At 67.4% G+C, this 16855-nt stretch carries 16 protein-coding genes; 5 read left to right on the forward strand and 11 right to left on the reverse strand.

Features of this window, described 5'->3' with window-relative positions; all coding sequences use genetic code 11:
• Window positions 1-13 precede the first annotated feature (13 nt).
• Window positions 14-430 carry an MGMT family protein gene (locus tag ACTAQI_RS09330; protein WP_457950728.1) on the reverse strand — a complete coding sequence of 139 codons (417 nt, stop codon included), beginning with the start codon at window positions 428-430 and terminating at the stop codon, window positions 14-16.
• A gap of 63 nt (window positions 431-493) precedes the next feature.
• Between ACTAQI_RS09330 and ACTAQI_RS09335 the strand changes: the two genes are divergently transcribed.
• The 4 genes from ACTAQI_RS09335 to ACTAQI_RS09350 all read left to right on the forward strand — a co-directional run bounded on the left by ACTAQI_RS09335 (window position 494) and on the right by ACTAQI_RS09350 (window position 4013).
• Window positions 494-1204, forward strand: coding sequence for an exonuclease domain-containing protein (locus ACTAQI_RS09335; protein WP_457950729.1), 711 nt, complete (start codon window positions 494-496; stop codon window positions 1202-1204).
• Between the two features lie 327 nt (window positions 1205-1531).
• A complete protein-coding gene (locus ACTAQI_RS09340; protein ID WP_457950730.1) occupies window positions 1532-2482 on the forward strand; it encodes a substrate-binding periplasmic protein in 951 nt (316 codons plus the stop codon).
• A 32-nt stretch (window positions 2483-2514) separates the two neighbouring features.
• Window positions 2515-3279, forward strand: a complete 765-nt coding sequence (locus tag ACTAQI_RS09345) for an amino acid ABC transporter permease (protein WP_457950731.1) — start codon at window positions 2515-2517, stop codon at window positions 3277-3279.
• Window positions 3276-4013, forward strand: coding sequence for an amino acid ABC transporter ATP-binding protein (locus ACTAQI_RS09350; protein ID WP_457950732.1), 738 nt, complete (start codon window positions 3276-3278; stop codon window positions 4011-4013). The genes ACTAQI_RS09345 and ACTAQI_RS09350 overlap by 4 nt, the downstream gene beginning before the upstream one ends.
• Window positions 4014-4086: 73 nt before the next feature.
• Here ACTAQI_RS09350 and hemL read toward each other — a convergent pair whose 3' ends face one another.
• The 10 genes from hemL to hemE form a co-directional block, all read right to left on the reverse strand.
• Window positions 4087-5418: a glutamate-1-semialdehyde 2,1-aminomutase gene (gene hemL / locus ACTAQI_RS09355; RefSeq protein WP_457950733.1), complete on the reverse strand. Its 1332-nt coding sequence runs from the start codon at window positions 5416-5418 to the stop codon at window positions 4087-4089.
• A 65-nt stretch (window positions 5419-5483) separates the two neighbouring features.
• Window positions 5484-6557 (reverse strand): LLM class flavin-dependent oxidoreductase, encoded by a 1074-nt coding sequence (locus ACTAQI_RS09360; RefSeq protein ID WP_457950734.1) that lies wholly within the window; start codon window positions 6555-6557, stop codon window positions 5484-5486.
• Complete coding sequence (hemB, locus tag ACTAQI_RS09365) at window positions 6554-7537, reverse strand: porphobilinogen synthase (protein ID WP_457950735.1); 984 nt, start codon at window positions 7535-7537, stop codon at window positions 6554-6556. The genes ACTAQI_RS09360 and hemB overlap by 4 nt, the downstream gene beginning before the upstream one ends.
• 56 nt (window positions 7538-7593) lie before the next feature.
• Window positions 7594-8460, reverse strand: coding sequence for a uroporphyrinogen-III synthase (locus ACTAQI_RS09370; RefSeq protein ID WP_457950736.1), 867 nt, complete (start codon window positions 8458-8460; stop codon window positions 7594-7596).
• Between the two features lie 7 nt (window positions 8461-8467).
• Complete coding sequence (hemC, locus tag ACTAQI_RS09375) at window positions 8468-9466, reverse strand: hydroxymethylbilane synthase (protein WP_457950737.1); 999 nt, start codon at window positions 9464-9466, stop codon at window positions 8468-8470.
• Complete coding sequence (locus ACTAQI_RS09380; RefSeq protein ID WP_457950738.1) at window positions 9463-10707, reverse strand: ferrochelatase; 1245 nt, start codon at window positions 10705-10707, stop codon at window positions 9463-9465. The genes hemC and ACTAQI_RS09380 overlap by 4 nt, the downstream gene beginning before the upstream one ends.
• Entirely contained in the window at window positions 10704-11405 is a 702-nt protein-coding gene (hemQ, locus tag ACTAQI_RS09385) for a hydrogen peroxide-dependent heme synthase (protein WP_457950739.1), read from the reverse strand. The genes ACTAQI_RS09380 and hemQ overlap by 4 nt, the downstream gene beginning before the upstream one ends.
• A 112-nt stretch (window positions 11406-11517) precedes the next feature.
• A complete protein-coding gene (locus ACTAQI_RS09390; protein ID WP_457950740.1) occupies window positions 11518-12567 on the reverse strand; it encodes a hypothetical protein in 1050 nt (349 codons plus the stop codon).
• A 112-nt stretch (window positions 12568-12679) separates the two neighbouring features.
• Complete coding sequence (hemG, locus tag ACTAQI_RS09395; protein ID WP_457950741.1) at window positions 12680-14134, reverse strand: protoporphyrinogen oxidase; 1455 nt, start codon at window positions 14132-14134, stop codon at window positions 12680-12682.
• A gap of 3 nt (window positions 14135-14137) precedes the next feature.
• Window positions 14138-15232 (reverse strand): uroporphyrinogen decarboxylase, encoded by a 1095-nt coding sequence (gene hemE / locus ACTAQI_RS09400; RefSeq protein WP_457950742.1) that lies wholly within the window; start codon window positions 15230-15232, stop codon window positions 14138-14140.
• A 158-nt stretch (window positions 15233-15390) separates the two neighbouring features.
• Here hemE and ACTAQI_RS09405 point away from each other — a divergent pair, with 158 nt between their 5' ends.
• On the forward strand, window positions 15391-16716 hold the full coding sequence (locus ACTAQI_RS09405) for a glutamyl-tRNA reductase (protein ID WP_457950743.1): 1326 nt from the start codon (window positions 15391-15393) through the stop codon (window positions 16714-16716).
• Window positions 16717-16855 lie beyond the last annotated feature (139 nt).

A 16855-nucleotide genomic window follows, 5' to 3' on the forward strand; every position in this document is an offset into this window, starting at 1 on the left:
GGAATTGTTACGGTCACAAACCCATTCCATCATCAGGCACCGACAATCTATGGAGGCGGCGCTCCAGGTCATCGGCAACTGCGTCGATACTGTCAAAATCACTGTCTGTTGGCGCCCAGCGTGCGGCGCCCAGGTCAACCCGCCACCGGCCTTCCCCGGTCCGCAGATATGAACTGTAGGCCCCGACCAGCGGCGTACCTTCTTCAAGATAGAGAAGCAGGGCTTCGGCTTCGTGGCCCTCAGGTGCATGGCCGCTGGCTTTGAGGACGCGCCACCAGGGGACGCCGCCCCCATGGTGGCTCATGACTGAACCGACCTGGCGCGGACCCCCCGACCCCAACAGCTCGGCAACGTCCCCGTACGATACGGCCGCCCCTGCCGGCACCAGCCTGACGACGGCCAGGACCGCCTGGACGTACTCATTCCGCATTGATCCAATGTAGCCGCAGTGGCGTTCCACGGAATTGTCGGTGGGTCCCCTTAGCGTTGAAGTATGAGTTCCTGGACCACCCTCCCCCGCGCAGCCTTCGACCTGGAAACCACCGGACGCAACTCGCGGGCGGCAAGGATCGTCACGGCATCGATCACCGTGGTGGACCACCACGGGGAGGTCATCAAGGAGCACGAGTGGCTGGCCGATCCGGGGGTGGAGATACCCGTCGAGGCAAGCGATGTCCACGGCATCACCACCGAACAGGCAAGGCGGGACGGACGCCCTGCCCATGAGGTCACGCGTGAGGTCGCCGCCGCCCTGCAGGAGCTCTTCGATTCCGGAACCCCGGTTATTGCCTTCAACGCCAGCTATGACTTCACAGTCCTTGCCGCCGAGTCCGCACGGTACGGGATTCCGCAGCTCACCCGCTTCCCGGTCCTGGATCCCTACATCATGAACAAGCAGGTTGACCGCTACCGCAAGGGCAAGCGGACACTCACCGCGCTGTGCGAGGAGTACGGCGTGGTCCTGGACAACGCGCACACCTCTGCAGCGGATGCCCTGGCTACGCTCCGCGTGCTGGACGCCATGGCGGGCAAGTTTCCCAAGCTGATGATGCCGGCCAGCCAGCTGCACCAACTACAGGTGGACTGGGCGGTCAGCCAGGCTGCGGACTTCCAGGGGTATCTCCGGAAGACCAAGCCGGCCGCCGTGATCGAGGGAGACTGGCCGGTCCTGCCGCCCCAGGACGCCACCGCCGACGGCTTCTAGGGCGCTCCTGCGCATACTACTGCGAGGCATGTCACAGTCACGGCGCTTAACAAACCCACCGGTCATGGGATGGGCTTCGTTCGACCAGGCACCCTCCTGACCCGGCAGCCGGGCGCCCCAACCGCTTCAGAACGAAATCATATTCGACATATACGTATCGCCGTTCCGTCTTCTTCACTTCACCGCCTGGATTCGCCCAAGTGAGACAATAAAGTTTTGCGGCCACCCCTGCCCCGGACAGCTTGACCAGTGCCGGGCGGATGCCAGGCGCCACAGCGCTGCCTTGCGGCCCGGTCGACTTACGACTCAGATGAAAGTGACAACCTGATGAAAATCAAAGCGATGAAGTGGCTCACAACCGCTCCCGTGGCGCTTGCCCTCGCTGTCTCCCTCGCAGCCTGCGGCGGCGGGTCTTCCCAGCCCAGCGGCACCCCCACCGATGCCTTGAAGGGCAGCGACCAGCAGACGCTGGACAAGTACACCACTGCCAACGTCACCCCGATCGACAAGATCGACAAGAGTAAGCTCGGCCTCGTCACTGAGGGCACGCTGCGCGTGGGGACGTTGTCAGACGCACCGCCGAACATTTTCGTTGATTCGTCCGGCAAGTTCACCGGCTACGACAATGAGCTTCTGCGGGCGATGGCCGACAAGCTTGGCCTCAAGGTCGAGTTTGCCTCCACCAAGTTCCAGGCACTTCTCAGCCAGGTCAAGAACAAGCAGTTCGACGTCGGATCCTCCTCGATCTCCACCACGGACGCCCGCCGTGAAACTGTCGCATTCACCAATGGATACGACTTCGGTTACATGGCCCTCGTGACCAAAGAAAACGCCAAAGTCCAGACGTTCGCTGAGCTGAAGGGCGGCCTGCGCATCGGCGTCGTCAGCGGCAGCGTCCAGGAAGACTACGTCAAGAACACCCTGAACCTTGAGCCTGTTTCCTTCCCTGACTACAACACCGTTTTCGCCAGCCTGAAGAGTGGGCAGGTGGACGCGTGGGTGGCCCCGTCCCAGCAGGCCACCGGCCAGGTCAAGCCCGGCGACGGCACGAAAATCGCCGAGAAGAAGCTCAACACCCAGAACTTCACCGCCTACGCCGTTGCCAAGGACAACCCTGCCCTGCTGGAAGCGCTGAACTCTGCCCTTGATGCCATCGTTGCCGATGGCACCTGGACCAAGCTGACTGCCCAGTGGTACACGGACCGCCCGACCGCTGCCGAGCAGACCCCTGAGGGTTGGAAGCCGGGCAGCAAGGCCGTCAAGGTCCCCGCGAACTAGAACCGGCCACCCAGAAAAGATAGCGAAGCCATATGGATTTCCTGACACGACTCGGAGAGACCTTCCTTGACTGGAAGCAGATTGCCGAGGTTCTGCCAAGCATGTTCGCGGTGGGCCTGCCCAATACGCTGGTGCTGGCGATCACCTCGGGATTGATCGGGGCCTTCGTCGGCCTGATTCTGGCCCTCATGGGAATCTCACGGAATCCTGTGGCAAGGTGGGCCGCCCGGGTGTACACCGACGTGTTTCGTGGACTCCCGGCGGTCCTCACTATTCTTGTGATCGGCCTGGGATTCGGACCAATCTTCCGTGAAGTCACGGGCAGCAACAGCCCCTACCCCATGGGCATTGCGGCTCTGTCGCTCATGGCTGCCGCGTACACGGGTGAGATCTTCCGTTCCGGCATTCAGAGCGTGGACAAGGGGCAGCTTGAGGCTTCGCGCGCGCTGGGATTCGGCTACGGTCCCTCGATGCGTCTCGTAGTGGTGCCACAAGGTATCCGCAGGGTACTTCCCGCCCTCATGAACCAGTTCATTGCCCTGATCAAGGATTCCTCGTTGGTCTTCACCTTGGGCTTGCTGGCAACGGAACGCGAGCTGTTCCAGATCGGCCAGGATGCCGCCGCCCGCAGCGGTAACCTTTCCCCGTACGTGGCAGCAGCGATTTTCTACCTGGCCATGACCATTCCGCTCACTCACCTGGTCAACTACATCGATGCGCGGCTTCGCACCGGCCGGCCCGAAAAGAAAGAACCGGACGAGGCCGCGGCCGTCGTTGGAAAGGGAGCCCAGGCATGAGCGAATTCGCATCGGGAACACTGAGCGCCAAGAATATCCACCTCTCCTTCGGCAGCAACCACGTCCTGCGGGGCATTGACCTGCACGTTCCGCAAGGCACCACGGCGTCCGTCATTGGTCCGTCGGGTTCGGGAAAGTCCACCCTGCTCCGGGTCATGAACCGGCTGATCGAACCTGATCAGGGGGACATCCTGCTGGACGGCCGTTCGGTCCTGAAGGACAATCCTGACGAGCTCCGCCGCCGGATCGGCATGGTGTTCCAACAGTTCAACCTGTTCCCGCACAAGACGGTGGAGGAAAACGTCGCGCTGGCCCTGCGGAAGCTGCGCAAGCTCTCCAAGGAGGAGGCGCGCAGAGAGGCGCTGGAACAGTTGGATCTGGTGGGCCTGAAGCACAAAGCCAATTCCCGCCCGGCCAACCTTTCCGGCGGCCAGCAGCAGCGCGTGGCCATTGCCCGTGCGCTGGCCATGAAGCCGGAGGTGATGTTCTTCGACGAGGCCACCTCTGCCCTGGACCCCGAACTGGTCAAGGGCGTTCTGTCCCTTATGGCGGACCTGGCAAAGGGCGGCATGACCATGGTGGTGGTGACCCATGAGATGGGCTTCTCGCGCAACGTGTCGGACACCGTGACCTTCATGGACGCCGGCGTGGTGGTCGAGTCCGGACCTCCGGAACAGATCTTCACGGCGCCCCGCACCGACCGGCTCAAGGGTTTCCTCTCGGACGTCCTCTAACGCCTGAAGCAGAAAGAGATCCCCGGCTGCGGTCTGCAGCCGGGGATCTCTTTCTTAACGGACGACGGCGGTGCTAGCCCTGCGCGGCGGCAGCGGCCTTGGCTGCGGCCGGAAGTGCGTCGTAGATCCGGTTCATGGCGTCGTCATCGTGCGCGGCCGACAGGAACCAGGCCTCGAAGACCGACGGCGGCAGGTAGACCCCGGATTCCAGCATGGAGTGGAAGAACGGCGCGTAGCGGAATGCTTCCTGTGCCTGCGCGTCTGCGTAATTGTGGACCCCGTGGGCAGAGGTTCCGAAAGCCACGGAGAAGAGGTTTCCGGCGAACTGGATGGAGTGGTCCACGCCGGCGGCGTCCAGGGCACGGGAGACCGCGGAGGACAGTTCCAGGGACCGGACGTCGATGAAGGAATAGACGTCGCGGGTGGCGTGGGTCAGGGTGGCGACGCCGGCCGCCATGGCCACCGGGTTACCGGACAGCGTGCCGGCCTGGTACACCGGGCCGGTGGGTGCCAGGTAGTCCATGACGTCGGCACGCCCGCCGAGTGCCGCCGTCGGCATTCCCCCGCCGATCACCTTTCCGAAGGTGAGCAGGTCCGGGGTCCACGGATCCTGGGCATCCGGCGCACCGCCGGTCAGCCCCCAGTAGCCGGAATAGCCCGTGCGGAAGCCGGTCAGGACCTCATCGACAATGAGCAGCGCGCCATGCTCGCGGGTGATCTTCGAGAGCCCAAGGTTGAATCCTTCGGCAGGGGTGACCACGCCCATGTTGGCAGGCGCGGCCTCGGTGATCACGGCAGCGATGTTCGGGCCGTGCACGGCGAAGGCTTCCTTGACGGCGGCGAGGTCGTTATAGGGCAGCACCAGCGTCTCCGCGGCGGTTGCTTCGGTGACACCGGCGGACCCTGGCAGCGCGAGGGTTGCCAGGCCTGAGCCTGCCGCGGCCAGGAGTCCGTCGAGGTGGCCGTGGTAGCAGCCGGCGAACTTGATGATGAGGTTGCGGCCGGTGAACCCACGGGCCAGCCGGACCGCCGTCATGGTGGCCTCGGTGCCGGTGGAGACCATCCGGAGCCGTTCGACGGCGGGGACGCGCTCCTTCACGATTTCGGCCAGGTTCGCTTCGTCCGGCGTGGAAGCGCCAAAGGAGAGGCCGCGGTCGACGGCGGCATGGACGGCATCCAGCACGGCCGGGTGGGCGTGGCCCAGCAGGGCCGGACCCCAGGAGCAGACCAGGTCCACATATTCCTTGCCGTCGGCATCGGTCAAGTACGGTCCCTTGGCGGAGACCATGAAGCGCGGCGTCCCGCCGACGGAGCCGAAGGCCCGCACCGGCGAGTTGACGCCGCCGGGCATCAGCTGGCGGGCGCGGTCGAAGAGTGCCTCGTTGCGAGGATTGCTGGAAGTCATGGTTTCTATTCTCTCAGTTAGCCGGACGCCCAGTGGGCCGGACGCACAATTCGACGGGGACACAGTCAGCCGGCCAGCAGCTCCGCCACCCGGGGCGCCACCGCCGTGCCCATCAGTTCGATCGAGCGCATCATGGCGGCGTGCGGCAGCGGACCGTTGCTGTATTTCAGGTCGAAGCGGTCAACACCCAGGTTCCGCTTGAGCCGGACGATTTTCTGGGCCACCGTTTCCGGCGACCCGACGTACAGGGCCCCTTCCGTGGAACACAGCGCCTCGAACTCCCCCCGCCCGGCCGGACCCCAACCGCGCTCGGCCCCAAGCCTGTTCCGGAGCTGCAGCCAGTGCGGGAACAGCTCTTCCCGGGCTTGCTCATCCGTGTCGGCAACATGGCCGGGCGAGTGCGTGGCCATCTGCTGCATGGGGTGGCCGTACTTACCCATCGCCTCACGGTAGAGGTCGGCCAGGGGCCGGAAGCCCCGCGGCTGGCCGCCGATGATCGCAAAGATGATCGGGTACCCGTACTGGGCGCAGCGGAGGACGGATTCCGGCGTTCCACCAACGCCAATCCACGTGGGCAGCAGGTGGTGTTCAAGGGGTGGGTAGACGCTCAGCCCGTGCACGGCCGGCCTGGTGCGGCCCTCCCAGTGCACGGGCTTTTGTGCCCGGACCTTGTCGAACAGCTCGAGCTTCTCCTCGAACAGGACCTCGTAGTCCGCCAGGTCCAGCCCGAACAGCGGGAAGGACTCGATGAACGATCCGCGGCCCAGCATCACTTCCGCGCGGCCGTTGGAGATGGCATCCACCGTGGCAAAGCGCTGGAACACCCTGATGGGATCGTCCGAGCTCAGGACGGTCACGGCGGATCCCAGCCGGATGCGGGACGTGCGCGCCGCGGCGGCAGCCAGGAAGACTTCCGGTGCGGAGACGGCGTAGTCCTTGCGGTGGTGCTCCCCCACGCCAAAGGCATGGAGGCCGACGGCGTCCGCCAGTTCCGCCTGTTCCAGCAGCTGGCGGAGCACGTGGGCGTGCGGTTGCGGGCTGCCATCCGGATTCGCCCCGATGTCACCGAAGGTGTTCAGGCCAAGGAGGATGCGGTCCTCCCCCACAGGTGCGGTTGGAGAGGCGGAAGGATCGGTCACCGGGTTTCCTTCAGCCAGCCGGCCAGTTCGGCGGCCCAGTAGGTGAGGACCGTGTGCGCCCCGGCCCGGCGGATGCCCAGTACGGACTCAGTGATGGCGGCGCGGCGGTCGATCCAGCCGTTGGCGGCGGCGGCCTCGATCATCGCGTATTCGCCGGAGATCTGGTATGCGGAGACGGGCACGGGGCTCATCGCGGCAACGTCTGCCACGATGTCCAGGTAGCTCATGGCCGGCTTGACCATGATGATGTCGGCGCCCTCGGCCAGGTCCAGTTCCACTTCGCGCAGCGCCTCGGTGCGGTTGCCCGCGTCCATCTGGTAGGTCCGCCGGTCGCCCTTGAGTTGGGAGTCCACCGCTTCGCGGAAGGGACCGTAAAACGCAGAGGCGTACTTCGCGGAGTAGGCAATGACGGACGTGTTGACGTGGCCGGCCTCGTCCAGTGCCGAGCGGATGGCGGCGATCTGGCCGTCCATCATCCCGGACGGGCCCAGCATGTGTGCGCCGGCCTCAGCCTGTGCCACGGCCATCCTGGCGTAGATCTCCACGGTGCGGTCGTTGTCCACGTACCCGTCGTCGTCGAGCACTCCGCAGTGGCCGTGGTCGGTGAATTCGTCCAGGCAGACGTCGCTCATGATCACCAGGTCATCGCCCACTTCCGCGCGGACGTCCCGGATGGCTTTGTTCAGCACACCCTCGGGGTCCAGCGAGGCGGTGCCCTCGGCGTCGCGGGTTTCCGGGATGCCGAAGAGCATGATGCCGCCCAGGCCCAGCTCAACGGCCTCCGCGGCGGCCCGCTTCAGGGTGTCGGTGGTGTGCTGGAGCACGCCCGGCATGGAGGTGATGGGGTTGGGTTCGGTGAGTCCCTCCCGGATGAAGGCGGGAAGGATGAGTTCGGCCGGGGCAAGGCGGGTTTCGGCGGTCATCCGGCGCATGGCGGGGGTGGTGCGCAGGCGGCGGGGGCGTTGGGTGGGGAAAGTCATGGGTCCTGTCCTTCGCGTTGTCTTGAAGCTTGATGGAGGAAAACGTGCCGGCTGAGTCAGGGCGGGTTGAGGGCCTTCGCCACAGCTGCCACCAACCCGTCCGGTGTGGGCTCGGCCGCCACCGCAGCGACCTCAAGGCCCAAGGCAGCGGCCTGGTCCGCCGTCGAACGGCCAATGACCACCAGCCGGCAGCCGCCAAGCGGACCAAGGGAGGAGATCCGGCGCACTGCACTCGGCGAGGCGGCGATCACGGCGGCGATGCGCCCTTCGGCGATCTCGGCGGCGGCGGTTTCAGGCGTCAGGAGGGAGTACGACGGCGGCGGCTGGCTTGCGTCGCCGTCTTCCGCCTGCACGGCGAGCCGTCGTTCCGCTGCCGCCGGGTAGTCGACAGTGCGGTAGGCAGTAACGGCAGTAACAGTGCCGCCTGCCGTTGCCAGTCCCTCCCCCAGCGTGGCCGCCGCGATGTCCGCCTGCGGCAGCAGGATCCTGCCGCCTCCGGACCAGCCTGCGAGCAGGCCGGTGGCCGACTGCTCGCCGGAAGGCGTAAGGGCAACGTCCAGTCCGCCCGCCTCCAGCAGCCTGCGCGTTGCGGGACCGATGGCCGCGATCCGCGTCCCCGAAGGAACCAGCCGGTCCAGGGCAAGGCCCCGTTCGGCGGCCTTTTCCATCAGGACGTGCACGGTGGTGGCACTGCTGACCACCAGCCAGTCGAAGGCTCCGGCCGCCAGCGCGTCGCAGGCGACATCGAGCGCGTGCTGGTCCGGGGCCCGTTCGAAGTCGATGAGCGGAAGCAGTACCGGCAGGGCGCCTGCTCCTTCCAAAGCCTCCACCAGGGCGCCCGAACGCTCCGGGCTGCGGGTGACCAGGACCCGGGCCCCGCCGAGCGGCGTGTCGGATCCGGATCTGCTGGAGGGCTGCGTCATCGCCAGGTCAGGACGCCTGCAGGTCTGCGATGTCGGCGGCTCCGGCGGCAAGCAGGGCCTCAGCCAGGTCGATGCCCAGCAGGGTGGCTCCTACTTCCGTCAGCCCATCGGTGGCGCGCTTGTCCCGGACGGTGGCGGTGCCATCCACGGCGCACACCACGGCTTCCAGGTGCAGCATGCTGCCCTTCCGGTAGGCGTAGGCGCCCACCGGAGCTGCGCAGCCTGCTTCGAGGCGGGCCAACAGGGCACGTTCGGCCGTGACGGCGAGGCGGGTGTCGGGGTCGTCGAGTGCTGCCAGGGCCTGGGCCAGGACCTCCCGGGAGCCTTCGGCAGACCCGGGTTTTGGCGGTGCGTCAGCCGTCCGGCATTCGATGGCCAGCGATCCCTGGCCGGCGGCGGGAAGCATTACGTCGGTTTCCAGGTATTCGGTAACGGCGTCCAGTCTGCCGATCCGCTCCAAGCCCGCGGCGGCCAGCACCACGGCATCCAGGTCGCAGGACTTTCCGGGCACCACCTGGTCCGTGGAGTTTCCGGGCAACCCGGGAACGCGGCCCAGGCGGGTGTCCACGTTGCCGCGGATGTCCACGATGTCCAGGTCCGGGCGCGCTGCCCGCAGCTGTGCCGCGCGCCGGGGCGAGCCGGTGCCAATGCGGGCTGCGGCAGGCAGGTCGGCCAGCTTCAGTCCGTCCCGGGCGCACAGGACGTCGCGGACGTCCACGCGGCGCGGCGTGGCGGCAAGGCTTAGCCCTACCGCTGCCCCTGTGGGCAGGTCCTTGAGCGAGTGGACGGCTACATCGCACTCACTGCGCAGCAGCGCGTCGCGCAGGGCTGCGACAAAGACGCCCGTGCCGCCCATTTGGGACAGCGAGCCGGTGAGGACGTCGCCGTCGGTCCGGATGTGCACCAGCTCCACCGGGAAACCCCCGACGGCGGCCAGCTGGTCCGCGGTCTGCTGGGTCTGGGTGAGCGCGAGTTTGCTGGCACGGGTGCCAATGCGGACTGTCACAGCTGCGCCGTTTCCGCGTCAGCACCGGACGGATACGGGTCATGGCCGGTGCCCACGGTGGTGTCGGCCCCTGCAATGGTGGGCTTTTCACCGCGGAAGTTGGCGCAGCATCCCGGCCGGCAGACGTCGTACCAGGGACCAAGGTCCGTCAGGGCGGGGCGGTTGCTGATGTTGTTGGCCACCGTCCGCTCGCAGATGAGGTCCACAAGGCCGTCAACGAACTTCTTGTGCGTACCGGGGGTGGGGACGCGGGTGGCGGCCAGGCCCAGGTTGGCGCAGGTTTCCATCGCTTCGGTGTCCAGGTCCCAGACAACTTCCATGTGGTCGCTGACAAAGCCAAGCGGAACGATGACGATGCCCTTCACACCCTGCCCGGCCAGTTCCTCGATGGCGTCGTTGATGTCCGGCTCCAGCCACGGCACGTGCGGGGCGCCTGAACGGGACTGGTACACCAGGGACCACTCCGCGGTCAGCCCGGATTCGGCCTTGACCCGGTCGATGACGGCGGCGGCGTTGGCGAGGTGCTGGGCCACGTAGGCGGAGCCTTCCTCGAACTCGCGGGGCTCACCCTCGGACCGGCCCGCGGCCTCGGCGTCCCGCATGGGGATGGAGTGCGTGGCAAACAGGATGTGCACGGGGGCGTCCGGCGTGCCGGCTTCGGCGAGCTTGGCGCGGACGTCGGCGAGGCCGGCCGCGGTTCCCTCAACGAACGGCTCGACGAAACCGGGGTGGTCGAAGTACTGGCGGACCTTGTCCACTTCGAGTTTGCCGTCCAGGCCGGTCTCCGTCAGCGCCATGCCAATGTCCTCACGGTACTGGCGGCAGCTGGAGTAACAGGAGTAGGCACTCGTGGTGAGCATCAGCACCCGGCGGTGCCCGGCGTCGTACGCCTCCTGCAGGGTCTGCGGGATGTACGGTGCCCAGTTGCGGTTGCCCCACAGCACGGGCAGTTCGATGCCGCGGGCAGCGAGTTCGGCCTCCAGCGCCGCCTTGAGCTCGCGGTTCTGCTGGTTGATGGGGCTGACGCCGCCATTGGCGCGGTAGTGGTGCGAGACTTCCTCGAGCCGCTCGTCCGGGATCCCCCGGCCGCGGGTGACGTTGCGGAGGAACGGGATGACGTCCTCCTGCCCTTCCGGTCCGCCGAAGGAGGCCAGCAGGACGGCGTCATAGTTCTTGGGGGCCATGCGTCCGGCTTCAGTTACCGGGTTGGCGGCCGTCGCGGCCTGCTGTTCCGAGTTCATGCGAGCACCTCTGCAACTTCATCGGCGGTGATCCGGCGTCCGGTATAGAACGGGACTTCCTCACGGACGTGGTTGCGCGCCTCCGTGGCGCGCAGGTGGCGCATAAGGTCTACCAGGTCAACCAGCTCGGGTGCCTCCAGGCCGAGGATCCACTCCCAGTCCCCCAGGGCGAAGGAGGAGACAGTGTTGGAGATGACCTGGGGGAAATCCCGGCCCAGCAGGCCGTGGTCGCGAAGCATCTTGCCACGCTCGGCCTCCGGAAGGATGTACCACTCGTAGGAGCGCACGAACGGATACACGCACAGCCACTCCGCCGGAGCGACGCCTCGGGAGTACGCGGGTGTGTGGTTCTTGGCGAACTCTGCCTCGCGGTGGACACCCATGGCGGACCAGACGATCTCGGTGCCGGCGAACAGGCTGCTGCGGCGGATGTCGCGGATGGCCTGCTGCAGCGCTTCCGGCTTGGCTCCGTGGAGCCACACCATGACGTCGGCGTCGGCTCGCATGGCCGAGACGTCGTAGCTGCCCCGGTGCGTGACGCCGGCCGCAGCGAGCCGCTCCAGCAGCGCTTCGAAGTCGGCGGCGGCATTCGCACTGCGGACCACTGACTCTGACCGTTTGAATACCGTCCAGAGGGTAAAGAACTGCTCGGCTGATTCTTCGGTTTTAGTGACAGATTCGGCAGAAGTGTGGCTCATGGTTACAAGTTTGCCCCTTCGCTGCCCCCAAGGCGAAACCGAAGAGTTCTACAACTCGTAGAAGTGAGCAAAGTCACGTTCTCCAGTGCAGCAGGCCACTCCGCAGCGCTCCTTAGAGGCGGCGCATGCGCAGGAACACCAGCCCCGCGGCGGCACCTACGCCAACCAGGCCGGCGCCCAGCCACACCATGGCATCGGGCACGTCCGGAAGAGGTCCGATGGACGAGACTGCGCGGCCCGGACCTGCAGGCGGGCCGGCAGCCTGCGGCGTGCGGGCGGGCTGGGACCGGGTCTGATCACCCTGCGCCGCGGGGATCCCCGCCGCTGGGAATGAGGAAGCCTGCGCGGCACCGTTTGCTGCGGCGTGGCTGGCATCATTGCCGGCGGCACCCGCGCCTCCAAACGCGCCCGTACGGGGGGATCCTCCTGCCGTACCGGAAGCTCCCGCCGCGGCCGGAGCGCCGGTAGCGGGATCAGCCCCTCCCGGCGCTGCTTCCGTTGCCGCCCCAACGGCCGGAGTAACCATAACTGCGGACGGGGCCGTGGCGCCCGCCTCGGGAGAGGTGCCCGCCGCCGGGGCCGCGCCTGGCGCGGATGCCGTGGTGGGTCCGGATGCTGTTGTAGCCCGTGGCTGGGTCGGCGCAGGGGAAGATGCGGTGCCGGTTGGTGACGCGGGCGTTGCGGTCTGCCCGCCCGGCAGGAGGGGCGTGCCGGAGACGGTGGGCAGCGGGAGATCGGGAAGGGGCAGCGCTGATATCGAAGCTTCCGCGGCGGCTGATGCGGCCGCCGTCGGCGTGGTTGTGGGCAGGGAGGCCTTCACCGCCGGAAGCAGGGCGCCCGGCACGGCAAGGACAGACGGGGTCTTTGCCAGGGTGGCGCCGGCGGCAGGGTCCGTGGCGGCCCCTCCGTCTTCTCCATGCGAACCGCGCTGGAACTGGGGGGCATCCTGGCGGGCGGCGATATCACGCGCAGCAGCAGTTGCGTCCGCGGATACCTGTGCCGCGGGGTCTTGGGGAGGAGGTGCCGCGTCGTCAGCCAAGGACGCCTGGACGCCGGTGGAAAGAACCAGTACCGCTCCGACGGCCGCTGCTGCGGTACCGCGCCGGATTCCCCCATGGATACCGGTCCGGGACATTGAAAGCTCGGACCTGTGTTGAACCATAGTCATCGACCCTAACCAGAACGATTGACCGTTTGGAAACCGGGAGGGAGGCCGGGGCGGCCGCTGCGCTGGGGCCGCGGAGCCTCTTCGGCCGTCTGACCAGCAGCGATGCTCAGGCGGCAGTCAGTTGGCCCATTTGCTCACGCGTGTCGGACACCACAGCGGCCAACCCGTTTCCGGCTACCCATCCGCCCACGACGGCCAGGCCGCCCGCTGCACTGCAGGCCTGCCGGATCCCCGCTGCCCGTGCCCGGTGCCCGACGGCGGCGAAGGGCAGGGCGCCGCGCCACCGAACCACATCCCAGCCCCGCACGTCCTCCTCCGTGATCCGGATGCCCAACAGGGCGGAAGCGTCCCGCAGGGCGGCTGTGAACAGCTCATCACCGGTTTCAGGGCCGGCACCATGCTGGGCCGAAGCACCATCCACCCGGCCATAGGAAAGGCGCACCACATGGCGCCCCGGACCGGCAGCAGCTGTCAGCCAATCCCACTTGCCCGTGGCATGCGTCAGCGCCTTTGCCTCGATGTCCGGCGTTTGGGGGGCCACCAGAATTCCCGTACCTCGCGGACGCCGGTCCAGGTCCGGTTTGTCCAGGACCAGCGTGACCAGCTTGACGTCGGGCCCGGAGGCCGGTTTCTTTCCTGCGACCGCGGGTACCGCATGTTCCAGCAGTTCGACGGCGGCCGGGCCCTCCACCGCCATGACCAGCACTGTGGCGTCGTAGGCCGTTCCGGTGGCCTCGACGCGCCAGCCTTCCGGGGTGCGGGAAACCGAGGTGACGGCAGCGCCCAACAGAAGGGTTACCCGCCGGCGCTGGAGATCCGCCACGAGGGCATCCACCAGGAGGTGCATGCCGCCTTCGAGGCCAGCGACGGCGGACCCGGCTTTTGCGGGTTGGGGCGCCTGGTCCTTGGCGGGTGTGGCGGCGCCGCGCCGCTGGGCCGAAACTGCGGCAGCGAGGGAACCATGCTTCCGCAGTCCGGCGCGGAGGCCGGGAGCCACCATGTCGACGTCGAGCAGGCCGGGATCGGCGGAGTGGACGCCGCCCACCACGGGCGAGACCAGCCGTTCCAGCACCCGCGAACCCATTCGTGCCCGGACCAGGGCGGAGACGCTGGTGACGCTGCCACCGGCACCCACGGAAGCAGGCAGCAGCCGGTCCAGGGAAGCGCGCAGCGAACCCCAGGTGCCCAGGGTGCGGCGGACCTCAGGGTCCCAGGGGTTGGCGGGGATGCCCAGCACCCCGGTCCTCGGCAGTTCGCGGGGGCCGTCCGGAAGCTGCACCCACGCGCCGCCGGGACGGGGCTGGACAATCTTGCTGCCCAGGCCGAGTTCGGCACAGAGCCGGGCGACGGCGTCGGACCGCGTGGCGAAGGACTCGGCGCCGCTGTCCAGCGTCAGGCCTGCTACCGTATGGCTGCCCACGCAGCCACCCCACGCCGTCCCCGCTTCAAGGACGGTCACTTCGTGGCCGGCCGCGGCAAGTTCCCGCGCGGACAGCAGCCCGGAGATCCCGCCGCCCACCACCAAAGCTGTACGTGCCCTCGCCGCGGAGCTGCTGCCCATTGGTTACTCCGGTGAGATGGAGTGGATGAGCTCCACCACCCGGGTCAGGACGTCCGGGTCCGTTTCGGGTGGTACTCCGTGTCCCAGGTTCAGGACGTGGCCGGGGGCTGCGGAGCCGGCGGCGATGACCTCGCGGACGTGGGCCTCAAGGATTTCCCAGGGGGCTGCCAGCAGTGCGGGGTCGATGTTTCCCTGCAGCGGCACGGTTCCGCCCAGCCGGCGGTTCGCTTCGTCGAGCGGCAGCCGGTAGTCAACGCCCACTACGTCGACGCCGACGTCCCGCATGGCGACGAGGAGTTCGGACGTGCCGGTGCCGAAGTGGATGAGCGGGGCACCGAGGTGGCGGACATGGTCCAGGGCACGGGCCGACGCCGGTGCAACGTATTTGGTGTAGTCGGCCAGTCCCAGCGAGCCCGCCCAGGAGTCAAAGAGCTGGGCGGCGGAGGCGCCGGCCTCCAGCTGGGCCTGAAGGAACATTCCCGAGGCGTCGGCAGCCCAGTTTGCCAGCGCGTTCCAGGTCTCCGGGTCCGCGTGCATCATGGTCCGCGGGCCCAGGTGGTCGCGCGAGGGTTTCCCTTCCACCATGTAGGCAGCCAGGGTAAACGGCGCGCCGGCAAAACCGATCAGCGGCGTCTTGCCCAGTTCCGCCACCGTAAGGCGGACGGCCTCGCGGATGGGCTCCAGGGCTTCCCACGTAAGCGGCGGCAGGGCGGCGACATCGGCCGCGGTGCGCACGGGCTTGTCAAGGACGGGACCCACCCCGGGCACGATGTCCACGCCCACCCCGGCGAGCTTCAGCGGGATGACGATGTCTGAGAAGAAGATGCCGGCGTCCACGTCGTGGCGGCGGACGGGCTGGAGCGTAATCTCGGAGGCCAGCTCCGGACGGAGGCAGGAGTCCAGCATGGCAATGCCCTCGCGCACCTTGAGGTATTCCGGCAGCGACCGGCCCGCCTGCCGCATGAACCAGACGGGACGGCGGGACGGCTTGCCCCCGCGGTAGGCCGTGATCAGTGGTGAATCAGCTGTGCGGCCGTCCATCAGTGGATGGTCTGCGGCGAGGACACCGGCAGCGGAGACGGCAGGGCTAGGAGTCATGCTTTTGATTGTGCCCAAAAAGAGCTGCAAAAGATAACGACAACCTGTCGCTTACACCACGCAAGCCAGGCAGGTGGCGCGGATCACTGTGCAGTGTGGGGACTATCCTTTCCGAGGGTTGTTCTACCGGGCAACGAAAAAGCTATGATTGGTCTGCTGTGGTTCTTTTCTCATTGGTGGCTACACACGCCGACATCGATCTTGAAACCGTTGCTCAGTTGAGCAACGGTTCCTCCGGGATTGCCGCATCCGCGCTCACCGAGTCCCCCGCCGTAGCCGGCGCGGTGGTCCTGGCCACCTGCAACCGCTACGAGATCTACGGCGAAGCGCCCAACCCGAACGACGTCGAAGCGGCCCGGGCGGCCCTCGTATCCCGGATCAGCGAGGCCAGTGGCCTGGCCGAACCCCTCGTTTCGCGCTCCTTCAGCACCCGGACCGGACCCGAAGTGACCCAGCACCTGTTCGCCGTCAGCGCGGGACTGGACTCCGCCGTCGTCGGTGAACGGGAAATCGCCGGCCAGGTGCGCCGTGCCCTGATTACCGCCCAGCACGACGGCACTGCCAGCGCCGGCCTTGTCCGGCTTTTCCAGGCCGCCTCGAAGACTGCCAAGGATGTGGGCGCGCAGACCGCCCTCGGTTCGCGGGGATTGTCCATCGTGTCCGTGGCACTGGACCTGGCCACCGATCTTTCCGAAAACCCCGACTGGTCAACCAAGAAGGTTGTGCTGTTCGGAACCGGCGCCTACGCCGGCGCCACCATGGCACTGCTGCGTGAACGTGGCTGCACGGACATCTCCGTTTACTCCTCTTCCGGCCGGGCCGAAGGATTCGTGGCCTCGCGCGGCGGCATGGCCCTTGACGTTGAATCGCTGCGGCCCGCTGTGGCCGCTGCCGACGTCATGATCGGCTGCAGCGGCTCGGACACCCGGGTTGAAGCTGACGAGCTGGCCCAGGTCCGCTCGGATTCACCGCAGCCCCTGATCGCCATTGACCTGGCGCTCACGCACGACTTCGATCCCGCCGTCGGCGAGCTGGACGGCGTGGAGCTGCTGACCCTTGAATCAGTGCGCCTGGCAGCACCGCAGGAACAGGCGGAATCGCTGGCCCAGGCCAGCGGCATCGTCAAGGGTGCCGCCAGGGCCTTCGAGCAGGAGCGCGAAGCCCGGTCCGTGGATTCCGCCATCGTTGCCCTGCGGCGCCACACCATGAACGTGCTGGACGCGGAGATGGAAAAGGTCCGCGCCCGCCACGGCTGCACGGCTGCCGCCGAAGAAGTAGAGTTCGCACTCCGCCGCATGGTCAAGCAGTTGCTGCACGTCCCCACGGTCCGCGCCCGCGAGCTCGCCGCGAACGGCCAGCAGGACGACTACGTTGCCGCGCTCGAGGCGCTCTACGGCATCACCGTTGAGCAGCCCGGCACTGCCGCGCCTGCAGTGGTGGAGACCGAGTGCCCGGTGGACCACCAGGGCCGCGAAACCGCCTGACCCGCACGACGCCCCACCAGCACCTGCGCCCCATCCGGCAACGCCACACCAGCACCTGCGCCCCATCCGGCAACGCCCCATCAGCACCTGCGCCCCATCCGGCAACGCTCCATCACTTTCGCCAAGAAAGTGATGGGGC

Source organism: Pseudarthrobacter sp. alpha12b (genome assembly GCF_054130495.1).

Coding starts and splice junctions, on each gene's coding strand:
- ACTAQI_RS09390 (WP_457950740.1), bottom strand. CDS start 12,567: ATGGTTCAACACAGGTCCGAGCTTTCAATGTCCCGGACCGGTATCCAT.
- ACTAQI_RS09380 (WP_457950738.1), bottom strand. CDS start 10,707: ATGAACTCGGAACAGCAGGCCGCGACGGCCGCCAACCCGGTAACTGAA.
- hemG (WP_457950741.1), bottom strand. CDS start 14,134: ATGGGCAGCAGCTCCGCGGCGAGGGCACGTACAGCTTTGGTGGTGGGC.
- ACTAQI_RS09350 (WP_457950732.1), top strand. CDS start 3,276: ATGAGCGAATTCGCATCGGGAACACTGAGCGCCAAGAATATCCACCTC.
- hemQ (WP_457950739.1), bottom strand. CDS start 11,405: ATGAGCCACACTTCTGCCGAATCTGTCACTAAAACCGAAGAATCAGCC.
- hemB (WP_457950735.1), bottom strand. CDS start 7,537: ATGACTTTCCCCACCCAACGCCCCCGCCGCCTGCGCACCACCCCCGCC.
- hemL (WP_457950733.1), bottom strand. CDS start 5,418: ATGACTTCCAGCAATCCTCGCAACGAGGCACTCTTCGACCGCGCCCGC.
- ACTAQI_RS09335 (WP_457950729.1), top strand. CDS start 494: ATGAGTTCCTGGACCACCCTCCCCCGCGCAGCCTTCGACCTGGAAACC.
- ACTAQI_RS09345 (WP_457950731.1), top strand. CDS start 2,515: ATGGATTTCCTGACACGACTCGGAGAGACCTTCCTTGACTGGAAGCAG.
- ACTAQI_RS09340 (WP_457950730.1), top strand. CDS start 1,532: ATGAAAATCAAAGCGATGAAGTGGCTCACAACCGCTCCCGTGGCGCTT.
- ACTAQI_RS09330 (WP_457950728.1), bottom strand. CDS start 430: ATGCGGAATGAGTACGTCCAGGCGGTCCTGGCCGTCGTCAGGCTGGTG.
- hemE (WP_457950742.1), bottom strand. CDS start 15,232: ATGACTCCTAGCCCTGCCGTCTCCGCTGCCGGTGTCCTCGCCGCAGAC.
- ACTAQI_RS09370 (WP_457950736.1), bottom strand. CDS start 8,460: ATGACGCAGCCCTCCAGCAGATCCGGATCCGACACGCCGCTCGGCGGG.